Origin of the sequence: Rhodocytophaga aerolata (assembly GCF_030503435.1) — a bacterium.
Taxonomy (GTDB): Bacteria; Bacteroidota; Bacteroidia; order Cytophagales; family 172606-1; genus Rhodocytophaga; species Rhodocytophaga aerolata.
In genome coordinates this window covers 35,427-49,342 of the sequence record NZ_JAUKPO010000014.1, presented here as the reverse complement: position 1 = coordinate 49,342, position 13,916 = coordinate 35,427, and the positions used below count along the sequence as shown (strand labels likewise).

At 39.9% G+C, this 13,916-nt stretch carries 16 protein-coding genes; 5 read left to right on the top strand and 11 right to left on the bottom strand.

What is annotated here, in order from left to right:
• Positions 1–7 precede the first annotated feature (7 nt).
• The 7 genes from uppS to Q0590_RS21175 all read right to left on the bottom strand — a co-directional run bounded on the left by uppS (position 8) and on the right by Q0590_RS21175 (position 6,031).
• Entirely contained in the window at positions 8–745 is a 738-nt protein-coding gene (gene uppS, locus Q0590_RS21205; RefSeq protein WP_302039611.1) for an undecaprenyl pyrophosphate synthase, read from the bottom strand.
• 63 nt (positions 746–808) lie between these two features.
• A complete protein-coding gene (gene porG, locus Q0590_RS21200) occupies positions 809–1,459 on the bottom strand; it encodes a type IX secretion system protein PorG (protein ID WP_302039610.1) in 651 nt (216 codons plus the stop codon).
• A 92-nt stretch (positions 1,460–1,551) separates the two neighbouring features.
• The gene (locus Q0590_RS21195) at positions 1,552–2,562 is read right to left on the bottom strand and encodes a DUF6089 family protein (RefSeq protein ID WP_302039609.1); all 1,011 of its coding nucleotides are present in this window, start codon (positions 2,560–2,562) and stop codon (positions 1,552–1,554) included.
• 101 nt (positions 2,563–2,663) lie between these two features.
• Positions 2,664–3,542, bottom strand: a complete 879-nt coding sequence (locus Q0590_RS21190) for an NAD kinase (protein ID WP_302039608.1) — start codon at positions 3,540–3,542, stop codon at positions 2,664–2,666.
• Between the two features lie 182 nt (positions 3,543–3,724).
• Positions 3,725–4,387, bottom strand: coding sequence for a CBS domain-containing protein (locus tag Q0590_RS21185; protein WP_302039607.1), 663 nt, complete (start codon positions 4,385–4,387; stop codon positions 3,725–3,727).
• A gap of 229 nt (positions 4,388–4,616) precedes the next feature.
• Entirely contained in the window at positions 4,617–5,402 is a 786-nt protein-coding gene (locus tag Q0590_RS21180; RefSeq protein ID WP_302039606.1) for an alpha/beta fold hydrolase, read from the bottom strand.
• A 59-nt stretch (positions 5,403–5,461) separates the two neighbouring features.
• Positions 5,462–6,031 (bottom strand): anthranilate synthase component II, encoded by a 570-nt coding sequence (locus tag Q0590_RS21175; protein ID WP_302039605.1) that lies wholly within the window; start codon positions 6,029–6,031, stop codon positions 5,462–5,464.
• Positions 6,032–6,196: 165 nt separating this feature from the next.
• Here Q0590_RS21175 and Q0590_RS21170 point away from each other — a divergent pair, with 165 nt between their 5' ends.
• The 5 genes from Q0590_RS21170 to Q0590_RS21150 all read left to right on the top strand — a co-directional run bounded on the left by Q0590_RS21170 (position 6,197) and on the right by Q0590_RS21150 (position 10,263).
• A complete protein-coding gene (locus Q0590_RS21170; RefSeq protein ID WP_302039604.1) occupies positions 6,197–7,156 on the top strand; it encodes a calcium/sodium antiporter in 960 nt (319 codons plus the stop codon).
• Between the two features lie 117 nt (positions 7,157–7,273).
• Entirely contained in the window at positions 7,274–7,915 is a 642-nt protein-coding gene (locus tag Q0590_RS21165; protein ID WP_302039603.1) for an OmpH/Skp family outer membrane protein, read from the top strand.
• A gap of 236 nt (positions 7,916–8,151) precedes the next feature.
• On the top strand, positions 8,152–8,598 hold the full coding sequence (locus Q0590_RS21160) for an Hsp20/alpha crystallin family protein (RefSeq protein WP_302039602.1): 447 nt from the start codon (positions 8,152–8,154) through the stop codon (positions 8,596–8,598).
• A 151-nt stretch (positions 8,599–8,749) separates the two neighbouring features.
• Entirely contained in the window at positions 8,750–9,466 is a 717-nt protein-coding gene (locus tag Q0590_RS21155) for an RluA family pseudouridine synthase (RefSeq protein WP_302039601.1), read from the top strand.
• A gap of 23 nt (positions 9,467–9,489) precedes the next feature.
• On the top strand, positions 9,490–10,263 hold the full coding sequence (locus tag Q0590_RS21150; RefSeq protein ID WP_302039600.1) for an ABC transporter substrate-binding protein: 774 nt from the start codon (positions 9,490–9,492) through the stop codon (positions 10,261–10,263).
• Positions 10,264–10,323: 60 nt separating this feature from the next.
• Here Q0590_RS21150 and Q0590_RS21145 read toward each other — a convergent pair whose 3' ends face one another.
• From Q0590_RS21145 to Q0590_RS21130, 4 genes are all read right to left on the bottom strand, one after another.
• Positions 10,324–10,869 carry a lysophospholipid acyltransferase family protein gene (locus Q0590_RS21145; RefSeq protein ID WP_302039599.1) on the bottom strand — a complete coding sequence of 182 codons (546 nt, stop codon included), beginning with the start codon at positions 10,867–10,869 and terminating at the stop codon, positions 10,324–10,326.
• A gap of 90 nt (positions 10,870–10,959) precedes the next feature.
• Positions 10,960–11,733, bottom strand: coding sequence for a patatin-like phospholipase family protein (locus tag Q0590_RS21140; RefSeq protein ID WP_302039598.1), 774 nt, complete (start codon positions 11,731–11,733; stop codon positions 10,960–10,962).
• A gap of 321 nt (positions 11,734–12,054) precedes the next feature.
• Positions 12,055–12,903 carry an MBL fold metallo-hydrolase gene (locus Q0590_RS21135; RefSeq protein WP_302039597.1) on the bottom strand — a complete coding sequence of 283 codons (849 nt, stop codon included), beginning with the start codon at positions 12,901–12,903 and terminating at the stop codon, positions 12,055–12,057.
• Between the two features lie 25 nt (positions 12,904–12,928).
• A complete protein-coding gene (locus tag Q0590_RS21130; protein ID WP_302039596.1) occupies positions 12,929–13,876 on the bottom strand; it encodes an acetyl-CoA carboxylase carboxyltransferase subunit alpha in 948 nt (315 codons plus the stop codon).
• Positions 13,877–13,916: the final 40 nt, after the last annotated feature.

Genomic DNA, 13,916 nt, shown 5'->3' with positions numbered 1-13,916 from the left:
ACTTTTTTTAAGATTTTACTTGCTCGCTGATTCTACCAAATCTACGCTCACGCTTTTGATATGCCAGGATGGCTTCATATAAGTGCTCTCTTCTAAAATCAGGCCACAATACATCCGGCATATATAGTTCTGAATAGGCTATTTGCCAGAGCAGAAAATTACTGATGCGCATTTCACCACTTGTCCGGATTAACAGTTCAGGGTCTGGAATGTCTTTTGTATTCAGGTAGTGTGCAAAGGTTTCATCTGTAATTTCACTTACCTGTAACTTGCCTTTTTCTACATCCGCAGCTATGTGCCGGGTAGCCTCCAGAATTTCCCAGCGTCCGCTATAACTTAAGGCCAGTACCACGGTAAGCCCTGTATTTTGACTGGTAATATCTATTGCCTCCCGTAACTCCCGCTGACAAACCTTGGGTAAGTTCTCAATATTACCAATGCATTTAAGCCGGATATTGTTTTTTATTAACGTCTGGGTTTCACCACGAATTGTGGAGACAAGTAACTGCATTAAGGCATTTATTTCATCTTTCGGCCGGGACCAGTTCTCTGTAGAAAAAGCATATAGAGTTAAATAGCCAATACCTAATTCTGCACAAGACTCTACCGTATCTCGCACGGCTTTTACTGCATTTTTATGACCAAATACCCTGGCTGCCCCCTGGTTTTTTGCCCATCGGCCATTACCATCCATTATAACGGCAATATGTCTAGGTAAATTGTTTACGTCAATCTGTTGTTTCATGCCCCCGTTGTGCTGCAAATAAAATGCAAGTTACGAAGATTGTTGCTGCTATTCAACAAATTATTAATAAAACCTGGGGCATTTTACACTATAAAACGTGTAGCTGATAGATAGGGAAGTGTAGGTGTATAAATCGTTATTATATGGGTTGCCGTTGGCAAATTTATTGGTAGTATCCAACGGACCAACGCCATCCAGATAATCGGTAAACGTTTTGCGGGCTCCAAACTCCAGGCCTAGATTCCACTGGCCAGTTAAAACATATTTTATACCAATACCAAAGGGTAAAGCTAGCTGTGTAAGCTGGTAATCAGGCCTATAGTTTTCTACCGGATCAAACTTAAATACAGCAATACCACCAAACAAATAAGGAGTCCATGGCTTGCGGCTTTGTTCGTTCCGGTAATCTAAAAAATTATATTCGGCTGTAGCAGAAAGCTCTGTAAGGCGGGCATTAAAAAACCGGTTGCGTCTGTTAGCAAACTGATCGGTTGCCCGGCTATCGTCTGCATGAATTTTTCCCAGCATGAAACTATATTTCAAGGTTACGGCACGCTTAGGGGTATGGCGCAAAAATATATTTGCAGCTGGGCGGGCAAATCTCGGATCTAGGGCAGGCGACAGATCTCCTTTGTAAAGTGCTATACCTCCCCCGGCACCTATTTCCAGTTTTTGGGCATTTACGTGGGTACATACACAACATATCAAAATCACACTGAGTATTTTGTATGCATGTACAAACTTGAAATGGATTATTTTATTTAAGCTTTTGTATGAATTACTAACAGTCAAAGGTGTGTTGGTTTTTATCTAAATTTTGGACATCGCACCCCTTTTATCAGGATGTAATTGATCTGGAAGCCAGTCACCAGATACCAGTCTTTTTCGGAGGGCTTACCCCGCTGATCGCCTCTTATTCCATAGCCATTTACTGTTTCATAGAGGTTCCCATCTGAACCTACATAGGTGATGGCTCTAAGTCCAGTATCATTTAAAATTCTATTTAGGGTAGCTTCTCTGGATTCTCCAGTATTGGCAGCTATGTTTTCCAGGGTTCTGTTCGACATTTTAACGGCCAAATCTCCACTTGCTGTACGTAAAGCAGCCATATCCGGATAGTTTCCGCTTACATCATCCAAATAATCAGTGAATGTGTAGCGGTAACCTATTTCAAAACCTAAATCGATTCTGGAAGAAAGTTTATACCGCACCCCTACACCTGCTGGTAAAGCTATTTGTATACGGCTATAGGGGTTAGGATTATTCTGTCCTGAAATAAATTGCCCTTCAGTACCCAAAGGTTGTAAGGCTACCCAGTTACGGCCGTCTTCTTCTGGCGTACGTGCTTTTGGGTTATGATGAAACAGTGCAATACCTGCAAATACATAAGGAACAAAATCGGGTCTTCTTAAAAACGTATTCCGGTTCTCAAACAAATCCCAAATCCCTACTACTGACAATTCTTTTATATCATTACGGAAGTGGTTGTTTCGAACATAACGATATCTTCCGTTCACATCTGTTGGATTAGCTGAAATAAAATCGTCGCCCTTTAAACGGCCCCAGGAAAAAGCTGCTCTTACACTAAGCCTCGGCGTATACCTATGTTGTATATAAGCGCCTAAGTTCGGACGGGTAAACCGGACATCGGCACTGGTAAACGATGAACTCGGCGTAATATCCCCAAAATAATTCATTGCATTAATACTGCCGCCAACACTGGTATATTGCTTGTTTCTGGTGTATTTCTGCGCAAAAGACTGGGGTATAGCCCAAATGAAGCAAATCAGAAACAAGAACAGTGTACTTTTTTTCATATAGAAAACAATATAATCAGAAACTTTGCAAACCGGGTGTATCGAAATAGTACTAAAGCGTGATAAGCTACAAATATAGCAGTAAAAGGCATAAAAAAAATTTAATTCCGTTTATCAAACCCCCAGTTAAGTTTATTCCGTAGTGTGCTCAAGTAATTATCTCCATTTAATTTCATTAACCTGGCTATAAATCTTTCCTTTTTTACAGCTAATTGCACTGTGGCATCTACCACTTTGGAACGGGAATCAAGAGAAATTAAGTAGTTCTTTCCGCGACCCTGAATATCAAAAGAAATAATACTGTCATCAGAAACTATTAAAGGACGTACATTCAGATTATGCGGACTTACCGGAGTAATAATAAAATTATTGGTTTGAGGCATTACAACCGGCCCACCGCAACTCAATGAATACCCTGTAGAACCTGTAGGCGTGGCTACAATAAGGCCATCTGCCCAATAAGAATTTAAGTATTCACCATTAATAAAAGTATTTACAATAATCATTGAGGAGGTATCCCGTTTAGTTACGGTAAACTCGTTCAAGCCAAAATTAAGCCCGTCAAATATATCCCGGTCAGACTCCAGCCGGATCAGCGAGCGGTCATCGTAGCTATAATAGCCATTAAAAATGCAATCTATTGCGGTTTTTATCTGCAAAGGGGAGGTTGTGGCCAGAAAGCCAAGGGTGCCTGTATTAATTCCCAATATAGGAATTTCACGTTCGCCCACATAGGTTACTGTTTCGAGTAGCGTGCCATCTCCACCAACGCTGAACACCAGGCTCGCGTCAAAAATATCTCTATAATGGCTGAAAAGGCTTACTGGAGGTAATTTTTTAATACCTGCTTTATGAATAAACGTATGGAAAGCTTCGGATAGTTGTAACTCTACATTTCTGGTGGCCAGCTCATCAAACATAGCCTGTATTTGCGGTTTAGCTTCTTCCTTAAAATTTCTTCCATGGATGGCGATTTTCATGAGGCACAAACGAATGTAAGGTGAGATTAGGCAGAAATATAAGAATGTAAGAATTGCCGGCAAATTATAATAAGTTATAGGCTATCTCGCATGCTGCTGTCTATTGTAAATTTTCGATGAGGGTTAGTAAATGTTTTGAGAATGGATATGTATAAAAGATATAGCAAATGGTGTTTGGCCTATTACATATTCAGGTATTTAAGCAGCAAATCCAGGCGTTCTTTATCTTCTCCAGAATCAGGCGCATTCTGAAACTTAGCAATGATCCGGTAATCGAACCGTTCAAAAGTAGCTACCACTCTGGATATATCTTTTCTATTAAGCTTTATGGTCAGTTTTATTTTCAACGGATCTGATCTATCCGGGCAAACATAGCTGCTTAATATTTTAGAATCATTAGACTCCACCAAGCGACTGATCTCACTTAAGGAATAGTCCCGTTCATAAAGTGATAATACGATGATACCTCCTGGTTCCTGTACAGCAGATTGTGCAAAAGCAATTATAGTACTATGTACGGTAATTACTCCCATAAACTCCTTATCGTCGTTAAGGACAGCAACTACTTGTATGTGATGATCCAGGGCTAGTTTGAGAACATCGTAAAAATGCTGATAATTAAGCGCATATACATCCTGTGCAGTTAGCGGCATCTCACTCAAATAATAAGACAGATCATTAATCTGAAAAATTATTTCTTCACTGATAAGTCCCACATATTCCTGGCCTTCCAGCACAGGCAACTGCGGTACACGTAATTCTTCCATCCAGCGCAGTGCTTTTTCAGCAGTGTCTGTCACTTTTAATGGTGGAATCATTTGGTTAATTAACTCTTCTGCAATCATAGAAGTATAGATAATAATAGAAGCAAACAAAAAATGTGCAGACTTTTCTAAATCCTGATTCTTAGGAAGTCTTTCTACATTTTCTTTTTATTGAATGTATACCGCAGCCTCCCGCCCTGTTTATCCGGCTTTAATTACTTGGATACTAAAAGAAGTGTTAGCTTCTATACTACATATATAAGCAATTAATTGTTTACGCTCAGCAAGCAAATAATTGCTGATGCCTTACTTAAACTTTCATTTTTTCCAGATTATCCACATGTTCTGCTTCCATAAACTCGGAGAGCAACTTATTGAATTTTGCCGGATGTTCCATCATTGGAGCATGGCCACATTTATCAATAAACCGCAATTCAGAATTAGGTATTAATTTATTAAACTCATGTGCTACCATTGGTGGAGTAATGGTATCGTTTAATCCCCATACCAACAAGGTGGGCACTTCAATTTTAGTTATTTCTTTGGCCATATTATGCCGCTGAGCTGACTTAGCGATGGCTACAATCCGCATACATTTAGGAATATCTTTGGTAATATCAAAAACTTCGTCTACCAGGTCTTTGCTGGCTGTAGCTGGGTCGTAAAATGTGTAGGCCACTCTTTCTTTAATGTAGTCGTAACTTCCCCTTTTGGGAAACGAGCCACCCATAGAGTTTTCGAATAAACCTGAACTGCCGGTAAGGACAAGCCGTTTTACATTCTTTTTGTTAGTTAAGGTATAGATCAGGGCAACGTGTCCACCCAACGAATTACCTAACAGTGTTAAATTATTCAAGCCCTTAAAGGCAACAAAGCTTTCTATGAAAGAAACCAGCCCATCCAGGCTAGCCGTTTTAATAGGCATTTCATAGATCGGCATAACAGGAATTATTACTCGATACCTGGTAGAAAATTCACGTATTACGCTATCCCAGTTGCTCAACGCACCAAATAATCCATGAAGTAGCAGCAAAGTTTCACCTTTACCTTCGTCGAGGTATTTAAAACCTGCTTCCTGTTTTGGAGTATAATTCATATGACAATATTCTTAATTTACTACTTTTACTATGCAAAGTAAAATAAAGTTTAAAAACTTCAACAGGCTATTTTATTAAATTTTACCCAATTCTGCATTATTGCCAATCCATGTGATGTAAGAGCGGCTTCCAGATGGAACTGAATTCCACGGATAGGTAACTCCCCATGCCGCAAGGCCATCACTTCCCCACTGCTTGTAGTAGCTATGGTTTGCAAGGGTTGAGGTATATTTTCCAGAATTAACGAATGATACCTAACTACTGTCGCTGATTTTGGTAGGCCGTCAAATAAATAATCAGGCTGGTAGCTTACAGCAGATAACTTACCATGCATTGGCCGGATAGCCTTTGTTAGTTGGGCACCAAAATGGATACCCAGCGCCTGATGGCCTAAACATATACCTAGAATGGGCAGTTTAAACGCATAATAGTCTACTACCTGCATTAAATTCCCTGCCTTATGTGGCGTTTGAGGCCCTGGAGAGAGTATAATTCCTTGATACGATTCAGCTATAATGTCTTCTAAAGCTATATTATTGCGCACTATTTTATAGGTTGCTCCGCATTGGGCTATATAATCGGCCAGGGTATAGGTAAACGAATCAAAATTATCCAGGAGTAACACCATGCAGCAAAGATAGGACATTATCTGCTTCTCTTCCGGTGTTATGCAGCTTGTATAAGAAATGTTTGTGGTTGGCCGCTATTTTTTCTGCATAAGCAACTCAGTAGGTTTACTTATGTTTACCTTCGCCATTAAATTACGGTTTTCATTTATCTGGCTTCTTTCTTTATGGTTCTGAATTTTGTACTACTGATTATAGGTTTTATTGTGTTAATTTATGGGGCTAATTTTTTAGTGAATGGCGCCTCCTCTCTGGCTAAACGGTTTAAGGTATCTGAATTAGCCATTGGCTTAACAGTAGTAGCTTTTGGCACCTCTACTCCTGAACTTATTGTGAGTGCTATCTCCAGCGTGCAAGGCCATAATGAAGTAGCTTTTGGTAATATTATTGGCAGTAATATTTTCAACTTATACATGATTCTGGGCTGTGCAGGTGTTATTTACCCCATTCTGGTGCAGTCTAGTACGGTATGGAAAGAAATTCCCTATTCTTTAGTAGCGGCCATACTCTTATTCATATTAGCCAACGATGTATGGCTATTTAATACTACAGAGAATGTGCTTAGCCAGATGGATGGATTGATCTTACTGGTATTTTTTGCAGCTTTTATATGGTATGTATTTGTCAGTATTGAAAATGACCCGGCAGCAGCTGACTCTCCCATAAAAATTTATGGATTGCCCAAAACTATTGCCTTCATTGCGGCAGGCTTGGCCGGGTTAATTCTTGGGGGCAAACTGGTTGTAGACAATGCCATAGAAATAGCTCAGACATTTGGTGTAAGTGAAAAACTTATTGGCCTTACCATCGTAGCCGCCGGTACATCGCTGCCAGAATTAGCTACCTCGGTAGTGGCTGCCCTCAAAAACAGAAGCGACATAGCCATAGGTAATGTAGTAGGTTCTAATATCTTCAATATCTTTTTAATTCTTTCTATTTGTTCACTTATTAAACCTATACCCTATAACCCGGCTATGAACCAGGATATTCTGGTTGTAGTTATAGGCACAGCCCTTCTTTTTATAGCTATGTTTGCAGGCAAAGCCCGTAAACTTGACCGATGGGAAGCAGCCGTTCTACTCGTAGCGTATATGGTCTATATCGGTTATTTAATAAAACAAGGCTGATACTCCTCGTAAAACTATACCTGTAGGAAAGGATATTCAGGTACATGGTTGTCTATGCTCAAACAAATAATTTCTTTTACCTATCTTTGCTTATCTAGTTAACAATATTCTTAAATCGTGAAAAATTTATCATTAATCCTGAATGCCGTGCTTCTGGTAGCTGTAGCTGTATTGTATTACCTACACTTCTCAAGCAACTCCAGTAAAGCCGCTACTACGGCCACTCCTACCAAAGCAGATACATTAGTAAAGGCAGATGGCACCATGCAACAAATTGCTTATGTCAACTCTGATTCTCTGCTGTTTAATTATGATTATTACAAAAGTTCTATTAAAGAACTGGAAGAGAAACGCAAAAAACTGGAAACAGATATAAGCGGAAGAGCCCGTTCTTTGGAAAATGAAGCAGTGTCGTATCAGCAAAAAGGCAGAAACATGACCCTGGAGCAAGCTCAACTTACCGAGCAGAATCTATACAGAAAGCAACAGGAATTAGTGCAGTACCGTGATAGAGTAAGTCAGCAGCTGGCACAGGAAGAACAAAGTAAAATTGAAGATTTATATAGCAATATTACTGAATACCTGAAAGAATATACGAAAGATAAGCCCTACCGACTAGTGTTGGGCTATAGCCGGGGCGGAGGCATTTTGTTCGCCGACAATAGCCTGGAGATAACCAATGAAGTATTGACCGGATTGAACAAACAGTATAATGATAAACAACCCAAGGCGGCCACACCAATAGCTCCTAAAAAATAAATTTACTTCCATCTTTTGCAAAAGCGCAGCTTCTAGTAGGCTGCGCTTTTTTTGTTATTTACTGCTCAGTCAGGCCATAATGACAGTTTTATTCATTGCATACTGAGTATTTTAAGACAAAATGTCTCAAAGAGTAGTCAAAATGTTTTATTTGAGGGGATGGCATTCAAGTTGATTAAAGGGTATACGTACATCAATTGAATAGTAAACAACTTATATAAAAGGAGGATAAAACTATGACACTCGTAAAATGGAATTCTAATGAAAATTCAAATCTGCCTGCATTCTCAAATTTGTTGGAAAACTTTTTTGGCAGAGATTTATCAGATTTTGTAGGCCGGGATTTTACTAGTTCCGTACCTGCCGTAAACGTGGTAGAAACTGCAGATGCTTTTAAAGTTGAAGTGGCTGCTCCAGGTTTAAAGAAGGAGAATTTTCAGATAACTTTTCACAACAATGTATTAACGATTGGTTCTAAAACCGAGCATTCTACAGAAGATACTAAAGGTAAATATGCCCGCAAAGAGTTTGGGTATACTTCATTCCAACGTTCGTTTACAGTACCAAATACAGTTGATACTGAGAAAATTGAAGCGAATTATACCGATGGTATATTAAATGTACGCTTACCAAAGCGGGAAGAATCCAAAGAAAAATCTGCCCGTCAGATCAGTATTTCCTAAACTGTTTTAGTTTATAAGTAAGCATATAAATAGGCTGTATCTCTACAATACAGCCTATTTCGTTTTATACCAAAGTTTACAGCTTAAGCAAGTGGTATGTTTACCATAATCATTACCTTTACATTTTTTATTAACTGCTTTTATCTCACCTATGCCCGTCATACCGTTTAAAGACTTAATTATTTTCGAAAATGAAGATTATATTCTCATAAATAAGCCTCCACATATTGCTTCTCTGGACGAGCGTACCGGCGAAGGCACCAGTATTCTACGGATGGCCAGAGACTATTTTGGAGATATTCAGGTAAATCACCGGCTGGATAAAGAAACTTCTGGTATCCTGGCCCTGGCTAAACATCCGGAAGCTTACCGGGCATTATCTATTCAGTTTGAAAAGAGGCAGGTAGACAAGGTATATCATGCAGTAGTAAGTGGAATCCATGTATTTGAAGGCATCTGTGTTTATCTGCCTATCTATCCACTAACCAATGGTAGCGTAAAAATAGACCGGCAGCGGGGTAAAGAAGCCGAAACCTTTTTTGATACGCTGCAATTATACCACAAGCATACGCTCGTACAATGCCGGCCTGTTACCGGCCGTATGCACCAGATCCGTATTCACCTAACTGCTTTAAAAGCTCCCATTGTATGCGACCCTCAGTATGGCGGCGAGTATATTTATTTATCTAGCATCAAACGCAAGTTTAATTTGAAAAAAGATACAGAAGAACTACCCCTCATTCAAAGAGTTGCATTGCATGCTTTCTCTTTAAGTTTCAGTTTAATGAATAGTGAACGCATCACGGTAGAGGCGCCTTATCCCAAAGATTTTGCTGTATTAATTAAGCAACTCGAAAAAAATAAATAGCACAAAACTGATCATTTTTGCCTATGACTCTGCCTAGTCTGCCAAAACGCATTATTTCTCTGGTTCCCTCTCAAACGGAGTTACTGGTAGATTTAGGTTTGGAAGAACGGATAGTGGGCATTACCAAATTTTGTATTCACCCGCCTCATTTATTAAAAACAAAAACAATTATTGGTGGCACTAAAAACTTCAACTTCTCCCGGATCGACCAGCTACAACCAGACTTAATTATTGGGAATAAGGAGGAGAACTACAAAGAAGGCATAGAAGCTTTACAACAAAGGTATCCTGTCTGGATTAGTGATATAAAGACCATGGAAGACGCTTTAGCCATGATACATAAAATAGGGAGCCTAACTGGTAAAGAGCAACAAGCCTCTGAGTTGGTAAAAACTATTCTCACCTCCTTTCAGGATCTTACACAACTTAAACATCCACCAACGGTAGCGTATTTTATCTGGCAAAATCCGTATATGGTAGCTGCGTCGCACACCTTTATTGATCAAATGCTAAGCAAATGTGGGTTTATCAATGTATTTGCTCATCTAAAGAGGTACCCGCAGATCACTAAAGAGCAATTGACAGAGGCAAATCCTGAATATATCTTCTTATCATCTGAGCCTTACCCGTTTAAAGAAGAGCATCTGACTTATTTTAAAGAAATATATCCACAGGCAATTGTAAAATTGGTGGATGGCGAAATGTTTTCCTGGTATGGCAGCCGCCTGCTTTATTCACCGGCTTATTTTAAGGAATTGATTCGTAGCATCAACGCAGAAATTAGACAGGCGTTCTAACAATTTTTTTGCTAGCAACAAGCATTCAATTTTCTGCTGCCGGCTGAATGACATAACTAGCTAATGCACACTGGATCTTTCGGGATGTTTGGCAGTTATACCTCTGTAGAAGCTTTTTATCTCTTCAATATCTTTGGCATAATCGCCGCTTGGGTAAAATAGCTTAGCAATACCTGCTTCCTTTTTGGCATAGTTCAGGTAGGCTAGGGCAATTGGTACACCGGCACCCAAAGCCACATAATAAAACCCAGATTTCCATTCTTTAACATAACCACGGGTACCTTCCGGAGGCACTAATAATACCAAGTCATTATGCTTTTTAAATTCGCTGATCATGCTATCTACCATGCGGGTATTTTTACTGCGGTCGACGGATATACCGCCAAAATACCGCATAATAATTCCTAAAGGAAATTTAAATAACTCCTTTTTAGCCAGATAATTAACCTTAACACGCATTAGTAACAGAGCAGCCATGGCTATGGGAAAATCCCAATTGCTGGTATGTGGCGCCCCAATCATTACATATTTTTTTACCTCTGCAGGAATACCATTGTATGTTCTCCACCCGATAATGGCAAAATAAATCCTGGCAATTGCTCTCATGAATTGTCGTATTTTCCCGGAAAATAGTGCAATTTAGAAAGATTCTGGTATTCTCATCTATTTACCGACAAAACAGGGAAAGGAATTTAATTACGAATCTACTGGCAAAGGATTTTTAAATGAAGCTAGTTTTTCGGTTAACTGCATCGTGTATTCATAGCCTATTTCAAAAATTTGGCGTGCCTTCCGGCCATCGTAGGAAGTAAATTGATGTAAAGTGGGAGGTTCAATTACCAGGTTGCATTTAGCTGCCCGTTCTTTTACATTATTCTGAACAGCCAATAATAAAGTCCTTTCCATAATTGCCCGGATAGACCGCAATGGCATCTCAGGGTCTATGGGATTCGTATGTACTCCAATAATATAGTCACATTTGCCTATCAGAGGTTCTACAGGAAGGTTATTCAATATACCTCCGTCTACATACATCCGGCCATCGATCCGCATAGGCTCAAACATGCCAGGTATACAACAAGTGGCAATCAGTGGCTTTACTAAAGGTCCCTTATCAAAAAAAACAGTTTTACCAGCCTGAAGGTCTGTTGCTGATACAACTACCGGAATTTTTAGATCTTCAAAAGTAGCCGGAAGGTACATCTCATATAATTTCTCCACCCGTTCCATACGCAGGATACCGGTAAAGCTTACCGAAATTCGCATAAACCGGTGAAACTTGGATGCAATAAATATTTCCAGAATTTTGTCCGGATGATAGCCTGCTGCATACAGAGCTGCTGCAACGGCTCCGGCACTTACACCTGAAATAATCTGCGGCTGAAATCCCTGTTCTAGCAGGCCTTTCATTACCCCCAAATGGGCAAATCCTTTGGCACCACCCCCAGATAATGCGAGTCCTATTTTCATCGGTTATTTTGTTACGTTTTATTAAGGTTGTTAGCTACACAAAAAGGCATTAAGCCTTAAAAATACCCGGTCAGCTATTTAACCTTTTCTTTCAAATCTGTATTATTCCGGCTATTGGGAGAAATTGTATGGATCTAAATTACCCATTAAGCAAAATTCTCTGCATGAGATAAGTTTATGAAAGAAGGTAAGCTACCTTTAGTATGAATACGGCCTTATGTATAGAGGTAAAACAATTAATGCTTCTATGTTTATAAACACGTAGAAAATGAAAATAAGTCTAGCAGGAGGGGATTATTTATGAACTAATAGGAAACGCGCTTACGAAAGGAAATCGGTTAGTTGCCCTTTTTCTTTAACACGGATACCTTTTTCGGTATATGCTACGGTAGCACAAGCAGCAAAAGGGTCATGTTCAAAAAACAGGAGATAGTTTTCGTCGGCTGCCTGATGAAGTACATTTGTTTTCTCCTCCATAGTCAGCAGGGGCCTGGTGTCGTAACCCATTACATAGGGAATAGGAATATGGCTGGTAGAAGGAAACAGATCGGCTACAAACAGAATTTTTCTACCCTGATAATTAATTCTGGGCAGCATCATTTTTTCTGTATGGCCATCTACAAAAATAAAATCTATATGTGTGAAGGGAGAAGCTTGGTCTGTTTCTATAAAATGCAGGTGGCCACTTTCCTGCATCGGCAGCAGGTTTTCCTTTAAGAAACTAGCCTTTTCACGCGGATTGGGATGAGTTGCCCATTGCCAGTGAGAGGAATTTGTCCAGTATTTAGCATTTTTAAACGTAAGCTCATAGCCTGTCCGGCTGGCATTATATTGTACCCCGCCCCCACAATGATCGAAGTGGAGGTGGGTAAGAACAACATCGGTAATCTGGTCAGGTAAATACCCGGCTTTATGAATGGAAGAAATTAAGTCGGCTTCGCCATGCAGGTAGTAATAGCTCAGAAATTTTGAGTCTTGTTTAGTACCTATGCCATTATCAATCAGAATCAGCTTGTTTCCATCTTCTACCAACAAGCACCGCATAGCCCATGTACACATATTATTTTCGTCGGCTGGGTTGGTTTTCTGCCAGATGGTTTTGGGCACTACACCAAACATAGCTCCGCCATCCAACTTAAAAAAACCGGTATCTATAGTATGGAGCTGCATGAAAATAATGTATTAACTACTGCTGTTACTCGATATACACACCCATAGAACAGAATTTTTCTATGCGAAGGTTAATGCGTTCCTGCGGTGTGAGCTGGTTGAGTATATCCAGGTTGCGAATAATTTCCTGCTTTACTGTTTGCGACATACGATTGATATCGGTATGTGCTCCTCCAAGAGGCTCTTCAATAATGCCATCTATCAGCTTGAACTTCATCATATCTTCGGCGGTTAGTTTCAAAGCTTCTGCCGCCTGTTCTTTATATTCCCAGCTTCTCCACAAAATAGATGAGCAAGATTCAGGAGAAATCACCGAATACCAGGTATTCTCCAGCATCAATACTTTATCGCCGATAGCTATACCTAAGGCACCGCCTGAAGCGCCTTCACCAATAATGATACAAATAACAGGCACTTTCAGCATAAACATTTCCCGCAGGTTACGGGCAATGGCCTCGCCCTGGCCGCGTTCTTCTGCTTCAATACCAGGATAGGCACCTGGGGTATCAATAAAGGTAACTATGGGCTTATTAAATTTCTCGGCCATTTTCATTAACCGCAATGCTTTTCGATAGCCTTCCGGGTTGGCCATGCCGAAATTACGCTGCTGGCGTTGCTTAGTGTTGCGGCCTTTCTGCTGCCCAATAATCATAAAGGTTTGCCCATCAATAGCACCAAACCCGCCTACCATGGCTTTATCGTCTTTTACTGTGCGGTCGCCAAACAGTTCAATAAACTGATCGGTAATATTATAAACATAATCTAAAGTATAGGGCCTTTCGGAATGGCGCGAAAGTTGCACACGTTGCCAGCGGGTTAAGTTCTGGTACGTTTCTTTCTTTAATTTAATTATACTTTCTTCCAGAAATTTCACAGCTGTATGTACATCCACATGTTTGTCTTGTGCCAGCTGTTTCATATCTGCCAATTTTGCCTCTAGGTCTGCAATAGGTTTCTCAAAGTCAAGGAGCATCTTTCGTTACTTAAATAAAATAGTCTGCAAAGTTAGAATT

Bases quoted from the DNA above. Each gene is read 5' to 3' on its own strand.
- uppS (WP_302039611.1), bottom strand. From the start codon at position 745: ATGAAACAACAGATTGACGTAAACAATTTACCTAGACATATTGCCGTT.
- Q0590_RS21195 (WP_302039609.1), bottom strand. From the start codon at position 2,562: ATGAAAAAAAGTACACTGTTCTTGTTTCTGATTTGCTTCATTTGGGCT.
- Q0590_RS21190 (WP_302039608.1), bottom strand. From the start codon at position 3,542: ATGAAAATCGCCATCCATGGAAGAAATTTTAAGGAAGAAGCTAAACCG.
- Q0590_RS21185 (WP_302039607.1), bottom strand. From the start codon at position 4,387: ATGATTGCAGAAGAGTTAATTAACCAAATGATTCCACCATTAAAAGTG.
- Q0590_RS21180 (WP_302039606.1), bottom strand. From the start codon at position 5,402: ATGAATTATACTCCAAAACAGGAAGCAGGTTTTAAATACCTCGACGAA.
- Q0590_RS21175 (WP_302039605.1), bottom strand. From the start codon at position 6,031: ATGGTGTTACTCCTGGATAATTTTGATTCGTTTACCTATACCCTGGCC.
- Q0590_RS21170 (WP_302039604.1), top strand. From the start codon at position 6,197: ATGGTTCTGAATTTTGTACTACTGATTATAGGTTTTATTGTGTTAATT.
- Q0590_RS21160 (WP_302039602.1), top strand. From the start codon at position 8,152: ATGACACTCGTAAAATGGAATTCTAATGAAAATTCAAATCTGCCTGCA.
- Q0590_RS21155 (WP_302039601.1), top strand. From the start codon at position 8,750: ATGCCCGTCATACCGTTTAAAGACTTAATTATTTTCGAAAATGAAGAT.
- Q0590_RS21150 (WP_302039600.1), top strand. From the start codon at position 9,490: ATGACTCTGCCTAGTCTGCCAAAACGCATTATTTCTCTGGTTCCCTCT.
- Q0590_RS21145 (WP_302039599.1), bottom strand. From the start codon at position 10,869: ATGAGAGCAATTGCCAGGATTTATTTTGCCATTATCGGGTGGAGAACA.
- Q0590_RS21140 (WP_302039598.1), bottom strand. From the start codon at position 11,733: ATGAAAATAGGACTCGCATTATCTGGGGGTGGTGCCAAAGGATTTGCC.
- Q0590_RS21135 (WP_302039597.1), bottom strand. From the start codon at position 12,903: ATGCAGCTCCATACTATAGATACCGGTTTTTTTAAGTTGGATGGCGGA.
- Q0590_RS21130 (WP_302039596.1), bottom strand. From the start codon at position 13,876: ATGCTCCTTGACTTTGAGAAACCTATTGCAGACCTAGAGGCAAAATTG.